This is a genomic window from Pseudomonas fluorescens group sp. (genome assembly GCF_020093335.1).
Classification (GTDB): domain Bacteria; phylum Pseudomonadota; class Gammaproteobacteria; order Pseudomonadales; family Pseudomonadaceae; genus Aquipseudomonas; species Aquipseudomonas petroselini.
In genome coordinates, this window is record NZ_JAIOKW010000015.1 from 92,195 (window position 1) to 110,472 (window position 18,278).

Here is an 18,278-nt window from a genome sequence, read left to right on the forward strand (position 1 = left end):
AACGCTCCTGTCAGTTGAGAAAATCGGCGATGTGTTGCGGCACGGCAATGGGGATGTCCAGCAGTTGCTGGGCGAAGGCTTTGCCTTGCGGGTCGATGCGCAGGCTGGCGATGCCGCCACCGCCCAAGGCGTTTTCCAGCAGGAAATTGAGGCTGTGGCTGCCGGGTAAATACCAGCGCTCGACGCGGCCGTGCACGGGGTCCAGCACGTGGCCCATCCAATCGACGATGACTTCCGGGGTCAGCGCCTCGGCGATCCACGGCAGGTAGTCGGGATCGCGCGCGATCACGCCGATGTTGCTGTGGTTACCCTTGTCGCCTGAACGCGCCACGGCCAGTTTCACCAGCGGCACGCTGGCGTCGGCGCGCCCTTGGGGCTTGGGTGGGGCTATCGGCGCGTCGGGCAGGGTGGGCGCATCGGCCATCGGCAATGCGCAGGCGTGGCGTTCGCCCTGGAAGTCGATCAGCACGTCACAGGACGCCTTATCGATCAGGAACGAAAACAGCCTTATCAACGGGTACACCGTCGGTCGCCCGCCGACGATGCCGGTCAGGCCCGGGGCCATGCCGGTGGCGGCCTGGGCAATCTCGCGGGCGAACAGCACCAATGCCTGTTTGCTCGGGTGACGCACCGCCAGTTTCACCACCACTTCGCGGCAGTCCTGGCGCATTGCGTGGGCGCCGTAGGTGGCTTCGCTGCCGAGCAGTTCGATGTTCACTTCGGTGTAAGGCGCCCAGCCGCGTTGGCTGAACAGTTCCGAGGTCTTGTTGATGATCGCCTGGCTGACCCGTTCGGCCTTGGCCACCGCATCGATGCCGGCGATCAGGCAACTGGCGGTGCAACGGAAACCGTCCGGGTACGTGGCGCTGACTTTGTACTGCTCGGTCGGCGGCGAGCCCTTGGCGCCGTGCAGGCGTACGCAGTGTTTGCCTTGCTGCTGCAACTTGACCTGGCTGAAGTCGCAGATCACATCCGGCAGCAGGTACGCGCGGGGGTCGCCGATTTCATACAGCAACTGTTCGGCCGCGCTGAGTTCGCTGATCAACCCGCCGGTGCCGTCGACCTTGTTGACGGTGAACTGGCCGTCGGCGCTGACCTCGACGATGGGAAAACCGATGTGCTCGTAGTCCGGCACGTCGCGCCAATCGGTGAAGTTGCCACCGGTGCACTGCGCGCCACATTCGATGATATGCCCGGCCAATGCAGCCTGGGCGAGGCGGTCGTAGTCCTGCCATGACCAGTTGAATTCATGCACCAGCGCGGCGCTGACCACCGCGCTGTCCACCACCCGGCCGGTGATGACGATATCCGCCCCCAACTGCAGCGCCTGGGTAATGCCCGGTGCGCCCAGGTAGGCGTTGGCGGACACGCACATCGGCGGCAGCGGCGTGTCGTTGAACATGTCGGTGATGCCGTGCAATTGCTTGAGTTGGGGATGCAGGTCATCGCCCAGCAGCACGGCGATTTTCAGTGCAACGCCTGCCTTGTCGCAGGCTGCTTGCAAGGCCGCGGCGCAGGCTTGGGGGTGGATGCCGCCGGCGTTGCTGATCACGCGAATGCCTTGGCGCTGGATTTCCGCCAGCAAGGGCGTAAGCACGTCGACAAAATCCGTGGCATAACCGGCTTGGGGATCTTTCATGCGCGCGCCGGCGAGGATCGACATCGTGACTTCCGCCAGGTAGTCGAAGACCAGGTAATCCAGCGCGCCGCCCTGTACCAATTGGGCGGCGGCGGTGCAGGTGTCGCCCCAGAAGGCGCTGGCGCAGCCGATACGAACCGTCTTGCTCATGAGAAATCCTTCCTCGAATGGCTGGTAGCGAGACTACCAAGCAAGCGCTTGGTTTGTAAACTCCGCGCACAAGTTTTAGCCAAGCGCTTGCTTGGGTGGCTGCCACGGCCTAAATTGCCGCCCAAGACGTCCGTGGAAGTAGAGGAGAGAGGCATGGATGAGCAAAAAGCCCTGCGGGTGATGCGCACCATGGTCGATGGCGGCCAGTTGACCGACCCCGACAGTGCCCGTGGCAAGCTGCTGCAAACCGCGGCCCACCTGTTTCGCAACAAGGGCTTCGAGCGCACCACCGTGCGCGACCTGGCCAGTGCGGTGGGCATTCAGTCCGGGAGCATCTTTCATCACTTCAAGAGCAAGGACGAGATCCTGCGCGCGGTGATGGAAGAAACCATCCACTACAACACCGCGATGATGCGCGCTTCGCTGGAAGAGGCGACCACTGTGCGCGAACGGGTGCTGGCGCTGATCCGTTGCGAATTGCAGTCGATCATGGGCGGCAGCGGCGAGGCCATGGCGGTGCTGGTGTACGAGTGGCGCTCGCTGTCGGCTGAAGGCCAGGCCCAGGTGCTGGCCCTGCGCGATGTGTATGAGGCGCTCTGGCTGCAAGTATTGGGCGAGGCCAAGGACGCCGGCTATATCCGCGGCGATGTGTTTATCGCCCGGCGGTTCCTCACCGGCGCCTTGTCCTGGACCACCACCTGGTTTCGCGCCGAGGGCAGCCTGACGCTTGAGCAGCTGGCCGAAGAAGCCCTGTTGATGGTTCTGAAAGCCGATTGAGACGCAAGCTATTAATTTGCCGATGGAAAGTTGTCTCGCCAGACAAAAACGCCTAGCTTATCGGCATTAGCGTTTTTGAACGGTGTGTGCCTTGATGTTTTCGCCATGGCGGCTGGCTGCAGGACTTACCTTTTGGGCACTGGGCACCGCGTGGTGGATGCCGGCTTCGGCTGCGCAATTGGTGCGCATCGGCGCGGCACATTTCCCTCCCTACACCGTGCGCCCCGAGCAGGGCGCCGACACCGGTTTGCTGCCGCAACTGGTCGAGGCCCTGAACGCCTCGCAAACCGACTACCAATTTGTCTTGGTGCCCACCTCCATTCCGCGACGCTTTCGCGATTTCGAGCAGGGCCGGGTCGATATGGCTATCTTCGAAAACCCTGACTGGGGCTGGCAGAAGATTCCCCACACCACCGTCGACATGGGCCTGGAAGACGCGGAAATCTTTGTCGCCCAGCGTGAGTCCGGTCGCGACCAAGGCTATTTCGCTGACCTCAACGGCAAACGCCTGGCGGTGTTCAGCGGTTATCACTACGCCTTCGCCCACTTCAACCCCGACCCCAAGTACATGGCCGAGCACTTCAATGCCACGTTGACCTACTCCCATCACAGCAACCTGCTGATGGTCGCGCGCGGGCGTGCCGACATCGCCTTGGTGACCCGTTCGTACCTGAGTGACTTTATGGTGCGCAACGCGGAGATGGCCGGGCAGTTCCTGGTGTCGGAACGCATCGACCAGGTGTATCACCACTACGCGCTGCTGCGCCCGAAAGCGCCGATCACGGGGGAGGCGTTTGCCGCGTTGCTCAAGCGCTTGCGTGACGATGGCGAGATGTTGAAGATTTTCGAGCCGTATCGCATTGATGTGATGCCCACGCCCTGACAGGTACAACACCGATCAAAAGTGTGGCGCGAGCTTGTGTGGGAGCTGGCTTGCCTGCGATAGCATCAACTCGGTGCAACTGAAAAACCGAGGTGCCTGCATCGCAGGCAAGCCAGCTCCCACATAAGGCGCACATTTCATCTGCTGGGGATCAGACCCTGCGCGCAAACGTATCGCTATGGCTGCCCGACACCTTGCGGCAGTGCACCAGCGCATCACGGATCATGAAGTTCACCAGGGTCGGCGAGACGCCCAGCTCCTTGGCGATGTCCTTTTGCGGCACGCCGTGCAGGCGGTACATCTCGAACGCGTAGCGGGTGCGCTGGGGCAGTTCGGTCAGCGCGTCGGCGATGTTTTCCAGGGTATTGAAATTAATGTGCGAGGTTTCCGGTGAAGCGCCGTGAATAACCACATTCAAGCCTTCCTCTTCCGTTCCGGAGTATTTGAGCTCCAGGGCCTGCTTGCGGTAGTGATCGATCGCCAGGTTGCGCACGATCTGGAACAGATAGCTCAATTGAGCCTTGAACGATGACGTGATCGTCGGCGCCGATTGCAGCCGGAAGTAGGCATCCTGCACTACGTCTTCGGCCCGCGAGCGGCACCCGGTAATGCGTGCCGCGATCTTCACCAGAATCAGCCGATTATCGACGAATGCCTGGAGAAGCGGTGAGTCGCACCTGCCTGTGGATACTTGTTCCGTCATGGAAATCACCTTGTCGCAAAAGAGGTTAGGGGAGGGCGTCCTTGCTGAGGCCTCCTACACATCGGGCAACAAATTATGCTTAATGATAATGATTGTCAAATGAGAAGGCGAACTAATCTTATGCTTTCTTGTTCGGTGTGAACCACGTCTCGCGCGTACCCGGCGACTAATTATTTGCCGGTGCCGTCCGTTCTTCTGGGTGACAGGTCCGTTAGCAAACGGCCAAGGATCCGCACCCGCAGGAGGACGAAATGGGTTTTTATCGTGCATACAGCGTGTTTCAGTTTGGAGTCGTGACTCGATGAGTACGCCGACTCGACTGCGCCTGTTCTGCCTGCCCTATTCGGGCGCCAGCGCCATGGTCTATGCGCGTTGGCGCCGTGCCCTGCCTGAGTGGTTGCAGGTGTGTCCGCTGGAATTACCCGGCCGCGGCATGCGCATGGACGAGCCGCTGCAGCGCGATATCAAGGCCTTGGCCGCGCAGCTCGCCGACGAAATCAGCCGCGACTTGAACGGCCCCTACGCGTTGTTCGGCCACAGCCTCGGCGGCCTGCTCGCCTTTGAACTGGCGCACGCCTTGAGCGCTCGCGGTGTGCCCGCGCCGCTGGCGCTGTTTGCGTCCGGTACGGCCGGGCCGGCGCGTCGTGACGTCAGCGAATACGCCGTCGAAAAGACCGACGAACAACTCATCGCCCGTCTGCGCGAACTGCAGGGCACCGCCGAAGAAGCCCTGGCCAACCCCGAGTTGATGCAGTTGATGCTGCCGATCCTGCGCGCCGATTTCCTGCTGTGCGGCAGCTTCACCTACGGCGAGCGCGCACCGCTGGAGATGCCGATCCACGTGTTCGGCGGCAAACAGGACAGCGTGCGCGCCGACCAGTTGCTCGACTGGCAACTCGACGCCGCCAGTGGCTTTTCCCTGGACATGTTCGACGGTCACCACTTCTTCCTCATGCAGCACGAAAGTGCCGTGCTGCGCTGCCTGCGGCGCTACGCCGACGAACACCTGGCCCGCTGGCGCAATGGCGCGGCGCGGCAACTGGCCGCGGGCTAGACGCAACCTATTCCCCGAATTTCCCGTAAGCCGCTTTCAGGCAGGAACCCCATGATGGACGCCTTCGAACTTCCCCAAACGCTGGTCCACTCCCTTCAACGTCGCGCCGCGCAGACTCCGGACCAGGTCGCCCTGCGCTTCCTCGCCGAATCCGCCGAGCACAGCGTTGTACTCAGTTACCGCGACCTGGACCTGCGCGCCCGCACCATCGCCGCCGCCCTGCAATCCAATGTGGACCTGGGCGACCGTGCGGTGCTGTTGTTCCCCAGCGGCCCGGATTACGTCGCGGCGTTCTTTGGTTGCCTGTACGCCGGGGTCATTGCAGTGCCGGCCTATCCGCCGGAATCCACCCGTCGCCACCATCAGGAACGCTTGCTGTCGATCATCAGCGATGCCGAACCGCGCCTGTTGCTGACCATCGCCAGCCTCGCCGACGGCCTGGCGCAGATTGAAAACGCGCCGCCAGTATTGAGCGTCGATAGCCTTGAGAGTGCCGACAACTGGATCGCTCCCGACCTGCAGCCGGACGACATCGCCTTCCTGCAATACACCTCCGGTTCCACCGCGCTGCCCAAGGGCGTGCAAGTCAGCCATGGCAACCTGGTGGCCAACGAAGTGTTGATCCGTCGCGGTTTCGGCATCGACCTCAACCCGGATGACGTGATCGTCAGCTGGCTGCCGCTGTACCACGACATGGGCCTGATCGGCGGCCTGCTGCAACCGATCTTCAGTGGCGTGCCGTGCGTGCTGATGTCGCCGGCCTACTTCCTCGGCCGGCCGTTGCGCTGGCTCGAAGCGATCAGCGAATACGGTGGCACCATCAGCGGTGGCCCGGATTTCGCCTATCGCCTGTGCAGCGAGCGGGTCAGCGACTCGGCGCTGGAACGCCTGGACCTGAGCCAGTGGCGCGTGGCCTATTCCGGTTCCGAACCGATCCGCCTCGACACCCTGGAACGCTTCGCCGAGAAGTTCGCCACCTGCGGTTTTACCCCGAACAATTTCTTTGCCTCCTACGGCCTGGCCGAGGCGACCCTGTTTGTCGCCGGTGGCACGCGGGGCCATGGCATCCCCGCGCTGCGGGTCGACGAGCAGGCCCTGGCCGCCAATCGCGCCGAACCGGGGCAGGGCAGTGCAATCATGAGCTGTGGCACCCACCAGCCCGAGCATGCGGTCCTGATTGCCGACCCGCAGACCCTCACCGAACTGCCCGACAACCGCGTCGGCGAACTCTGGGCCAGCGGCCCAAGCATCGCCCACGGCTACTGGCGCAACCCCGAAGCCACCGCCAAGACCTTCGTGCAGCATGCCGGCCGTACCTGGCTGCGCACCGGCGACCTGGGTTTTATCCGTGACGGCGAGGTGTACATCACCGGTCGCCTCAAAGACCTGCTGATCGTGCGCGGCCACAACCTGTACCCGCAGGACATCGAGCAGACCATCGAGCGCGAAGTGGAAGTCGTGCGCAAAGGCCGGGTCGCGGCATTTGCAGTGAATGACCAAGGCCTGGAAGGTATTGGCATTGCCGCCGAAATCAGCCGCAGCGTGCAGAAAATCCTGCCGCCCGAAGCACTGATCAAGGCGATCCGCCAAACCGTTGCCGAGGCGTACCAGGAGGCGCCGAGCGTGGTGGTGCTGCTCAACCCTGGCGCCCTGCCGAAGACCTCCAGCGGCAAGGTGCAACGTGCGGCGTGCGCGCTGCGGCATGCCGATGGCAGCCTCGACAGCTATGCGCAGTTCCCTGATCTGCACGTGCAGGTCAGCGATGCAGCGTTGGGCTGCGAACTGCAAAACCAGATCGCCGCGATCTGGTGCGAGCAACTGCACGTCGCGACGGTCGCGGCCGATGACCATTTCTTCCTGCTCGGCGGCAACTCCATCACCGCCACCCAGGTGGTCGCGCGCCTGCGTGAAACACTCGGCCTGGAGCTGAACCTGCGCATGCTGTTCGAAGCGCCAACCCTGGAAGGCTTTGCCGCCAACGTTGCGCAGTTGCAACAGGATGGCGGTGTTGCCCAAGGCGCGATCCAACCCCTGTCACGCCAGGAAGACCTGCCCCAATCCCTTGCACAAAACCGCCTGTGGATCACTTGGCAACTGGACCCCCACAGCAGCGCCTACACCATCCCCGGCGCCCTGCGCCTGCGCGGCGAGCTGGATGAAGACGCCGTGCGCTTGAGCTTTCAACACCTGGTCCAGCGCCACGAAGCCCTGCGCACCCGCTTCTACGAAAGAGACGGCCAGGCCTTCCAGCGTGTCGAGGCCAAGGCGGATTTCGAGCTGCAAGTCATCGACCTCAGCGACCTGCCCACTGACGAACGCGAAGCCCGTGCACAGCAGATCCGCGAAGACGAAGCCCGTACCCAGTTCGACCTGGAAAAGGGCCCGCTGCTGTGGGTAACCCTGGTGCGCCTGGACGATGAGGATCACCAACTGTTGGTGACGCTGCACCACATCATCGCTGACGGCTGGTCGCTCAACATCCTCATCGACGAATTCTCGCGCCTCTACGCCGCCGCCGCCCAGGGCCAAACCCTGGAGCTGCCACCGCTGGCCCTGCAATACGCCGACTACGGCAGTTGGCAGCGCCAATGGCTGGCCGAAGGCGAAGGCCAGCGCCAACTGGCGTACTGGAAAGCGCAGTTGGGTGAAGAGCATCCCACCCTGAGCCTGGCCACCGACCACCCGCGCTCGGCACACCACCGTCACACAGCTTCACGCCACACGGTACGTCTTGGTGTGAGCCTCAGCGAAGCGATTCGCCAGACCGCCCAGGCCCACGAATCCACACCCTTCATGCTGTTGCTGGCAGCCTTCCAGAGCCTGCTCTACCGCTACAGTGGCCAGCGCAATATCCGCATCGGCGTGCCCAACGCCAACCGTCCGCGCCAGGAAACCCAAGGCCTGGTCGGCTTCTTCATCAACACGCAGGTCATGCGGGCCGAGCTGGACGGGCGCCTGCCGTTCAGCGAGCTGTTGGCCGCGACACGCCAGACGGCATTGGGCGCCCAGGCCCATCAGGACCTGCCCTTCGAACAGTTGCTGGAAGCTTTCCCGCAAGCTCGCGAACAGGGCCTGTTTCAGGTCATGTTCAACCACCAGCAACGCGACCTCAGCGCCTTGCGCCGTCTACCGGGCATGCTCGCCGACGAACTGCCATGGCACAGCCGTGACGCCAAGTTCGACCTGCAATTGCACAGCGAAGAAGACCGCAACGGGCGCCTGAGCCTGTCGTTCGACTACGCCGACGAGCTGTTCGACAGCGCGACCGTCCAGCGCTTGGCCGAGCACTTCATCAACCTGTTGCAAGCCGCGTGTGACCAGCCGCAGCAAGCCATCGGCGATCTAAAGCTGATGCAGGAAGACGAGCAGCAGCCGTGGAGCGAAGCACCTTGCACACCTGCCCAGCAATGGCTGCCGGAGCTGCTCAATAGGCACACCTCGGACAACATCGCGCTGGTCTGGCAGGGCGGCAGCCTGACCTTCGCCCAACTGCACACCCAGGCCAACCGCCTGGCCCACTACCTGCGCGACAAAGGTGTCGGCCCGGACGTGTGCGTGGCCATCGCCGCCGAGCGCTCGCCGCACCTCCTGATCGGCCTGCTGGCGATCATCAAGGCCGGTGGCGCCTACGTGCCGCTGGACCCGGATTACCCCGCCGAGCGCCTGGCCTACATGCTTAAAGACAGTGGCGTCCACCTGCTGCTGACCCAGACCGCATTGCTGGAACAGGTGCCGAGCGCCGACGGCGTGTGCGTGATTGCGATGGACAGCCTGCACCTCGACAGCTGGCCCACCCAGCCACCCGGCTTGCACCTGCACGGCGATAACCTCGCCTACGTGATCTACACCTCCGGCTCCACCGGCCAGCCCAAAGGCGTGGGCAACACGCATGCGGCATTGGCCGAGCGCTTGCAGTGGATGCAGGCCACCTATCAACTCAACGACACCGATGTGCTGCTGCAAAAGGCGCCGATCAGTTTCGACGTGTCGGTGTGGGAATGCTTCTGGCCGCTGATCACCGGCTGCCGACTGGTACTCGCCGGCCCTGGTGAACATCGCGACCCGCATCGCATTGCGCAGTTGGTGCAGGCACACGGCGTGACCACGCTGCACTTTGTGCCGCCGCTGTTGCAGTTGTTTATCGACGAACCGCGGGTGACTGAATGCACCAGCCTGCGCCGCCTGTTCTCCGGCGGCGAAGCCTTGCCCGCCGAACTGCGCAACCGCGTCCTGGCGCAGTTGCCGGCGGTGCAATTGCACAACCGTTATGGTCCGACCGAAACCGCGATCAACGTGACCCACTGGCACTGTCGCGCGGAAGACGGCGAGCGCTCGCCGATTGGGCGTCCGTTGGGCAATGTGATCTGCCGCGTGCTGGACGAGCAACTCAACCCCGTGCCACTGGGTGTGCCGGGTGAATTGTGCATCGGCGGCATTGGCCTGGCCCGGGGTTACCTCGGCCGCGCGGGGTTGACGGCTGAACGCTTCGTCGCCGACCCCTATGGTGAGGCGGGCGCGCGCCTGTACCGCACCGGTGACCGCGCCCGTTTCAACGCCGAGGGTGTGATCGAGTACCTTGGGCGCCTCGACCAGCAGGTCAAGCTGCGTGGCTTCCGTGTGGAGCCGGAAGAAATCGAAGCGCGCATGCTTGCCCTGGAGGGCATCGCCCAAGCCGTGGTGCTGGTGCGTGATGCACAGCTGATCGGCTACTACACCGCCCTTGCCCAGCTGGACGAACACCACGTCAAGAGCGCCCTGGCCGCCGAGCTGCCGGAATACATGGTGCCCGCGCTATTGATGCGCCTGGACGCCATGCCCCTGAGCCCCAGCGGCAAGCTGGACCGTCGCGCGCTGCCGGAGCCGGTGTGGCACGTGCGTGAACATGTCGAGCCCGAGACCCCGCTGCAACAGCAGATCGCCGCCATCTGGCGCGAAGTCCTCGGCTTGCCCAGCATCGGCCTGCGCGATGACTTCTTCGCCCTTGGCGGCCACTCGTTGCTGGCCACGCAAATCATCTCCCGCACCCGCCAGGCGTGTGACGTCGAACTGCCGTTACGGACCTTGTTTGAAGCCAGCGAGTTGGGCGCTTTTGCCGAGCAGGTCGGCCTGATCCAGGCGTCGGGCCAACGCAACCAACAGACCGCCATCGCCAAGGTCGACCGCAGCCAACCGGTGCCGCTGTCCTATTCCCAGCAGCGCATGTGGTTCCTGTGGCAGATGGAACCGGACAGTCCGGCCTACAACGTCGGCGGTATGGCGCGCCTGCGTGGCGTGCTGGATGTGGGGCGTTTCGAGGCGGCGCTGCAGGCCTTGATCATGCGTCACGAAACCCTGCGCACCACGTTCCCGAGTGTCGACGGCGTGGCCTGTCAGAAGGTCTCGGCCCAGACCGGCCTGCGCATGGACTGGCAGGACTTCTCCGCGCTGGACGAAGCCGAGCGCCAGTCACGGTTGCAGCAATTGGCGGATCACGAGGCGCATACGCCGTTCAACCTGGAAACCGGGCCGTTACTGCGAGCCTGTCTGGTCAAGGCCGCCGAGCGCGAGCACTACCTGGTGCTGACCCTGCACCACATCGTCACCGAAGGCTGGGCCATGGACATCTTTGCCCGTGAACTCAGCGCGTTGTATGAAGCCTTTATCGACGAGCGCCTGTCACCGCTGGCGCCGCTGCCGGTGCAGTACCTCGATTACAGCGTGTGGCAACGCCAGTGGATGGAAGCGGGTGAGCGTCAGCGTCAGTTGGACTATTGGACCCAGCAGCTGGGTACGGAACATCCGTTGCTGGAACTGCCCGGCGACCGCCCACGTCCGCCGGTACAAAGCCATCGGGGCGAGCTGTACCGCTTCGACTTGAGCGATGACCTGGCGGCCCGCGTGCGGGCCTTCAACGCCGAACGTGGCCTGACCCTGTTCATGACCATGACCGCCACCCTGGCCGTGTTGCTCTACCGCTACAGCGGCCAGACCGACCTGCGCATCGGTGCCCCTGTGGCCAACCGCATTCGCCCGGAAAGCGAAGGGCTGATCGGCGCTTTCCTCAATACCCAGGTGCTGCGTTGCCAGCTCAGTGGGCAGATGAATGTCGCTGAGTTGTTCGAACAGGTGCGCCACACCGTCATCGAAGGCCAGTCCCACCAGGACCTGCCGTTCGATCACCTGGTGGAAGCCCTGCAGCCGCCGCGCAGTGCGGCGTACAACCCGCTGTTCCAAGTGATGTGCAATGTGCAGCGCTGGGAGTTCCAGCAGAGCCGCCAACTGGCCGGCATGACCGTCGAGTACCTGGCCAACGATGCGCGCGCGACCAAGTTCGACCTCAACCTGGAGGTCACCGACCTCGATCATCGCCTGGGCTGCTGCCTGACCTACAGCACCGATCTGTTCGACGAGCCGCGCATTGCGCGCATGGCCGAACATTGGCGCAACCTGTTGGAAGCCTTGATCGCCAACCCGCAACAACGCCTCAGCGAACTGCCGTTGCTGACCGCCGCCGAGCAACGCGCCTTGCAGGACAGCCTGGGCATCGAGGCGGGCGAGCACCGTCTCGACCAGTGCATTCATCAACTGTTCAGCCAGCAAGCGGCAGCCCGTGGCGATGCGCCGGCGCTGACCTTTGCCGGTGAAACCCTGAGCTACCGCGAACTCGACGCCCGCGCCAACCGCCTGGCCTGGATGCTGCGCGAGCGTGGCGTCGGACCGCAGGTGCGCGTGGGCCTGGCGCTGCCGCGCTCGCTGGAAATGGTGATCGGCCTGCTGGCGATCCTCAAGGCCGGCGGCGCCTATGTGCCGCTGGACCCGGAATACCCGCTGGACCGTCTGCACTACATGATCGAAGACGGTGGCGTCGGCCTGCTGCTCAGCGATGCGGCGATGTTCGAAGCCCTCGGCGAATTGCCCGCGAGCGTGGCGTGCTGGTGCCTGGAAGATGACCTGCCGGTGCTCGCCAACTACCCGGCCGATGAGCCGCCCTTTATCAGCCTGCCGCAGCACCAGGCGTACTTGATCTACACCTCCGGCTCCACCGGCAAGCCGAAAGGCGTGGTGGTGTCCCACGGTGAAATCGCCATGCATTGCGCGGCGGTGATCGAGCGCTTTGGCATGCGCCCTGATGACTGCGAGTTGCACTTCTATTCGATCAACTTCGACGCTGCCACCGAACGCTTGCTGGTGCCGCTGCTCAGCGGCGCCCAGGTGGTGTTGCGGGCTCAGGGCCAGTGGGATGCAGAAGAAATCTGCGCGCTGATCCGCACCCATCGCATCAACATCCTAGGCTTCACGCCCAGCTATGGCAGCCAGTTGGCGCAATGGTTGGCGACCCAGCAGCAGACCTTGCCGGTGCGCATGTGCATCACCGGTGGCGAAGCGCTCACTGGCGAACACCTTCAGCGCATCCGCGCCGCGTTCCAGCCGCAGGTGTTTTTCAACGCCTACGGCCCGACGGAAACGGTGGTGATGCCGCTGGCCAGCCTCGCGCCCGAGCAGTTGGAGGAGGGCGCTGCGAGCGTGCCGATCGGCAGCATTATCGGTGACCGCGTGGCCTATATTCTCGATGCCGACCTGGCGTTGGTGCCGCAAGGCGCGACCGGCGAGTTGTACGTCGGTGGGGCGGGTCTCGCCCAGGGTTATCACCAGCGTCCGGGCATGACCGCCGAGCGGTTTGTCGCCGACCCGTTTGCCCACAATGGCGGGCGCCTGTACCGCACCGGCGACCTGGTGCGCCAACGCGCCGATGGCCTGGTGGAGTACCTGGGGCGTATCGACCACCAGGTGAAGATTCGCGGTTTCCGTATTGAACTGGGCGAGATCGAAACCCGCCTGTTGGAACACGCGGCCGTGCGCGAAGCCGTGGTGCTGGCGCTGGATGCGCCGAGTGGCAAACAGTTGGTGGCGTACCTGGTCAGCGATGCCGAGCACGGCGCATTACGCGATGCGCTCAAGGCTCACCTCAAGGCGCAACTGCCGGACTACATGGTGCCCGCGCACCTGATTGTGCTCGACAGCATGCCGCTGACCGCCAACGGCAAACTCGACCGTCGCGCCTTGCCGCAGCCGGACCCGGAAGCCAACCGCCAACAATACGTGGCCCCGCGCAACGAACTTGAAAGCACGTTGGCCGCCATCTGGTGCGCTGTGTTGAATGTGCAGCAAGTCGGTCTCGACGATAACTTCTTTGAGCTGGGCGGCGACTCGATCCTGTCGATCCAGGTGGTCAGCCGTGCGCGGCAGGCCGGGATTCACTTCAGCCCCCGCGACCTGTTCCAGCACCAGACCGTGCAAACCCTGGCGGCGGTCGCCACGCGCTCCGAGCAGGTCACGGCCGAGCAGGGTGTGTTGACCGGCACCTCCGGGCTGACGCCGATCCAGCACTGGTTCTTCGACACTGATATCCCACAGCGCCAACACTGGAACCAGGCACTGGTCCTCAAGCCGTTGCAACTGCTGGTGCCGCATCGCCTGGAGCAAGCCTTGCTGGCGGTGCTGGAACACCACGACGCCCTGCGCCTGAGCTTCTCCCAGCGTGACGCGCACTGGCATGCCGAGCACCTGGCCGTGCCGCAAGGCGGCGTACTGATGCAGGCGCAAGTGCGCGATATGGCGCAATGCACCGCGCTGTTCACCGACACCCAACGCAGCCTCGACCTGCAACACGGCCCGCTGCTGCGCGCCTTGCTGGTGGACGGGCCCGAGGGGCAGCAACGCCTGCTGGTCGCGATCCATCACCTGGTGGTGGACGGCGTGTCGTGGCGGGTCTTGCTGGAAGATTTGCAAACGGTTTACCGCCAGTTGAGCGACGGCCAGTCCGTCAGCCTGCCGGCCAAGACCAGTGCCCTGCGTGAGTGGGCCGCGCGTTTGCAGGCCTACGCCGGCAGTGAATCCCTGCGTGAAGAATTGAGCGTCTGGCAAGCGCAGTTGGCGGGCCCTGATGTGGCGTTGCCGGTGGCCCGCCCGCAAGGTTCGCTGCGCAACCGCGATGCCGACACCGTCAGCGTGCGCCTGGATGCCGAGCATACGCGTCAGCTATTGCAACAGGCTCCGAGCGCCTACCGCACCCAGGTCAACGATCTGCTGCTGACGGCCTTGGCCCGTGTGCTGTGCCGCTGGAGCGGCCACGCGTCGGCGCTGATCCAGTTGGAAGGCCACGGCCGCGAAAGCCTGTTCGATGACATCGACCTGACCCGCAGCGTCGGCTGGTTCACCAGCGCCTACCCGCTGCGCCTCACTCCGCACGCTGCTCAGGGCGACTCGATCAAGGCGATCAAGGAACAACTGCGCTCCGTACCGCATAAAGGCTTGGGCTACGGCGTGCTGCGCTACTTGGCCGATGATCTGTGCCAACAGAGCATGGCCGTCTTGCCGAGCGCGCAGATCACCTTCAACTACCTCGGCCAGTTCGACCAGAGCTTCGGCGCCGATGCGCTGTTCCACCCATTGGATGAATCCGCAGGCCTGGCCCATGACCCGGACGCGCCGCTGCCTAACGAGTTGAGCGTCGACAGCCAGGTCTACGGCGGCGAGTTGGTGCTGCGCTGGACCTTAAGCCGTGAACGCTTCGATCACGCTACCGTGCGCGAATTGGCCGAGGCGTATCTGGCCGAACTGCACAGCCTGACCCAGCACTGCCTGCAGGACGATGCCGGTGGCCTTACGCCGTCCGACTTCCCGCTGGCCCACCTGAGCCAGGTGCAACTCGACAGCTTGCCGGTACCGGCCACCGTTATCGAAGACGTCTACCCGCTGACCCCGATGCAGGAAGGCCTGTTGCTGCATACCCTGCTGGAGCCGGGCACCGGCCTCTACTACATGCAGGACCGCTACCGCATCAACAGCGCCCTGGACCCCGAGCGTTTCGCCCAGGCCTGGCAGGCGGTGATCGCTCGTCACGAAGCCCTGCGTGCCTCGTTCTGCTGGAACGTCGGCGAAGACATGCTGCAAGTGATCCACAAACCGGGCAGCACGCCGATCGAGTATCTGGACTGGAGTGCTGACCCGGAAAGCGAACAGGAACCGCGCCTGCAAGCGCTGCTCAAGCAAGAGCGCGAAGTCGGTTTTGATCTGCTCAACCAGGCACCGTTCCACCTGCGCCTGATCCGTGTTGGCGCCGAACGCTACTGGTTCATGATGAGCAACCACCACATCCTCATCGATGCTTGGTGCCGTTCGTTGTTGATGAATGACTTCTTCGAGATCTACATGGCCCTCGGTGAAGGCCGCGAAGCGCAACTGGCCACACCGCCGCGTTATCGCGACTACATCGCCTGGCTGCAACGCCAGAACCTCAACGAGGCTCGCCAGTGGTGGCAGCAGAACCTGCAAGGGTTCGAGCGCACCACGCCGATCCCGAGCGACCGGCCGTTCCTGCGTGAGCACGCGGGTCACAGCGGCGGCATGGTGGTGGGCGATTGCTACACCCGTCTCGACGCCTGCGATGGAGCACAACTGCGCGAACTGGCCCAGGCCCATCAGCTGACCGTCAACACTTTCGCCCAGGCGGCGTGGGCGCTGGTGCTGCGGCGCCTGAGCGGTGATCGCGACGTGCTGTTCGGCGTCACCGTGGCCGGGCGCCCGGTGGAGATGCCCGAAATGCAACGCACCGTCGGCCTGTTCATCAACAGCATCGCGCTGCGGGTAAAACTGCCCGAGGACGACCAGCCTTGCAGCGTGCGCCAGTGGTTGAGCGGCCTGCTCGACAGCAATATGCAACTGCGCGAGTACGAATACCTGCCGCTGGTGACGATCCAGGAACACAGCGAACTGCCCAAGGGCCAGCCGCTGTTCGACAGCCTGTTCGTGTTCGAAAATGCCCCGGTGGAAGTCTCGGTGCTGGACCGCGCGCACAGCCTGAATGCCACCTCGGACTCCGGCCGCACCCACACCAACTTCCCGCTGACCGCCGTGTGTTATCCGGGCGATGACCTCGGTTTGCACCTGTCCTACGACCAACGCTACTTCGACGAAACCACCGTGCAAGGCATGCTTGGCGAGTTCAAGCGCCTGCTGCTGGCGCTGGTGCAGGGCTTCCACGGCGACATGGCCGACCTGCCGCTGATTGGCGAGCAGGAGCGCGAGTTCCTGGTGGATGGTTGTAACCAGAGCGAACACGACTACCCGCTGGAGCGCAGCTACATCGAGCTGTTCGAAGAGCAGGTGGCCGCGCATCCGCAGCGCATCGCCGCCAGTTGCCTCGACCAGCAATGGACCTATGACGAACTGAACCGTCGCAGCAACGGCCTCGGCCACGCGCTCATCGCAGCGGGTGTCGGCCTCGATCAACCGGTGGCGCTACTCGCCGAACGCAACCTCGACCTGCTGGGCATGATCATCGGCAGCTTCAAGGCCGGTGCCGGCTACCTGCCGCTCGACCCGGGCCTGCCGAGCCGCCGTTTGCGCAGCATCATCGACTTGAGCCGCACGCCGTTGCTGGTGTGCACCGAGGCGTGCCGCGAGCAGGCCATCGAGTTGCTGGACGGTTTCGACTGCCAGCTGCTGGTGTGGGAAGAAATACCGGCGCGTGGCGAAAACCCTGGGATCTACAGCGGCCCGGACAACCTCGCCTATGTGATCTATACCTCGGGCTCCACCGGCCTGCCCAAGGGTGTGATGGTGGAACAGCGCGGCATGCTCAATAACCAGTTGAGCAAGGTGCCATACCTGGCCTTGAGCGACGCGGATGTGATTGCGCAAACCGCTTCGCAGAGCTTCGACATTTCCGTGTGGCAATTCCTCGCCGCGCCGCTGTTCGGCGCACGGGTGGATGTCGTGCCGAACACCCTCGCCCACGATCCACAGGGCCTGCTGGAACATGTGCAGGCCCAGGGCATCACCGTGCTGGAAAGCGTACCGTCGCTGATCCAGGGTATGTTGGCCCAGGACCGTATCAGCCTGGACGGCCTGCGTTGGATGCTGCCGACCGGTGAAGCCATGCCGCCGGAACTGGCGCACCAATGGCTGCTGCGCTACCCGCAGATAGGTTTGGTGAACGCGTATGGCCCGGCGGAATGCTCGGACGATGTGGCGTTTTACCGCGTCGACCTGGCCTCGACCCGTGGCACTTACCTGCCGATTGGCACGCCGACCGACAACAATCGTTTGTACCTGCTCGATGGTGCGTTGGAGCTGGTGCCGCAAGGTGCTGTCGGCGAGTTGTGTGTCGCCGGGACCGGCGTCGGTCGCGGTTACGTCAGCGACCCGCTGCGCACCGCGCCGGTGTTTGTGCCCAACCCGTTCGGTGCCCCCGGCGAACGCCTCTACCGCACCGGTGACCTGGCGCGCCGCCGCAGTGACGGTGTGCTGGAGTATGTTGGTCGCGTCGACCACCAGGTGAAGATTCGCGGCTACCGCATCGAACTGGGTGAAATCGAAGCGCGCCTGCACGAACAACCGGAAGTGCGCGATGCGGCGGTGGGCGTGCAGGAAGGCGTCAACGGCAAGCATCTGGTCGGCTATCTGGTGGCCGCGGATGCAGCACTGAACCCAGGCGAGCGCCTGGACCGCATCAAGCAACGCCTGCGGGCCGAACTGCCGGAATACATGGTGCCGCTGCACTGGCTATGGCTCGACCGCCTGCCGCTCAACGCCAACGGCAAACTCGACCGCAAGGCCCTGCCGGCGCTGGAGATCGGCCAGTTGCACAGCCAGGACTACCTGGCGCCGCGCAACGAACTGGAAACCACCCTGGCCGCTATCTGGGCCGAGGTGCTGAAAGTCGATAGGGTAGGGGTGCAGGACAACTTCTTTGAACTGGGCGGGCATTCGTTGCTGGCCACGCAGATTGCCTCGCGGGTGCAGAAAACCCTGCAACGGGATGTGCCGCTGCGGGCGATGTTCGAGTGCAGCACGGTGGCGGAGTTGGCTGAGTATATCGAGGGGTTGGCGGCGAATGAGATCAGTGCCGAGAAGGTGGATCGGTTGAGTGATTTGATGGCGGAGTTGGAGGGGTTTTGAGGCGGCCGTTGGTCGGGTAAAGCCTGGCGTTGCGTCCCTACTGTCAATTCTGACAGTAGGCAGTCACGTCTCATAAGGATTAGATAACCGTTATTACCTTGTCCAGAGGCGGACTGGGGGGATCTATCCT

Annotated in this window: 6 protein-coding genes; 4 read left to right on the forward strand and 2 right to left on the reverse strand. The window is 64.0% G+C overall.

What is annotated here, in order from left to right; translation table 11 throughout:
* Positions 1-10 precede the first annotated feature (10 nt).
* A complete protein-coding gene (locus tag K7431_RS17445) occupies positions 11-1,789 on the reverse strand; it encodes an acyclic terpene utilization AtuA family protein (RefSeq protein ID WP_015885152.1) in 1,779 nt (592 codons plus the stop codon).
* Positions 1,790-1,942: 153 nt separating this feature from the next.
* On the opposite strand from K7431_RS17445, the gene K7431_RS17450 reads away from it, so the two are divergent.
* Both K7431_RS17450 and K7431_RS17455 read left to right on the forward strand, forming a co-directional pair.
* Positions 1,943-2,566, forward strand: coding sequence for a TetR/AcrR family transcriptional regulator (locus K7431_RS17450; RefSeq protein WP_015885151.1), 624 nt, complete (start codon positions 1,943-1,945; stop codon positions 2,564-2,566).
* A 94-nt stretch (positions 2,567-2,660) separates the two neighbouring features.
* Complete coding sequence (locus tag K7431_RS17455; protein WP_080567210.1) at positions 2,661-3,449, forward strand: substrate-binding periplasmic protein; 789 nt, start codon at positions 2,661-2,663, stop codon at positions 3,447-3,449.
* 151 nt (positions 3,450-3,600) lie between these two features.
* On the opposite strand, the gene K7431_RS17460 is transcribed toward K7431_RS17455, so the two are convergent.
* Entirely contained in the window at positions 3,601-4,152 is a 552-nt protein-coding gene (locus tag K7431_RS17460; RefSeq protein ID WP_005789991.1) for an RNA polymerase factor sigma-70, read from the reverse strand.
* A gap of 301 nt (positions 4,153-4,453) precedes the next feature.
* Between K7431_RS17460 and K7431_RS17465 the strand changes: the two genes are divergently transcribed.
* Both K7431_RS17465 and K7431_RS17470 read left to right on the forward strand, forming a co-directional pair.
* Complete coding sequence (locus K7431_RS17465; RefSeq protein WP_015885149.1) at positions 4,454-5,206, forward strand: thioesterase II family protein; 753 nt, start codon at positions 4,454-4,456, stop codon at positions 5,204-5,206.
* 51 nt (positions 5,207-5,257) lie between these two features.
* Positions 5,258-18,148, forward strand: coding sequence for a non-ribosomal peptide synthetase (locus K7431_RS17470; RefSeq protein WP_015885148.1), 12,891 nt, complete (start codon positions 5,258-5,260; stop codon positions 18,146-18,148).
* Positions 18,149-18,278: the final 130 nt, after the last annotated feature.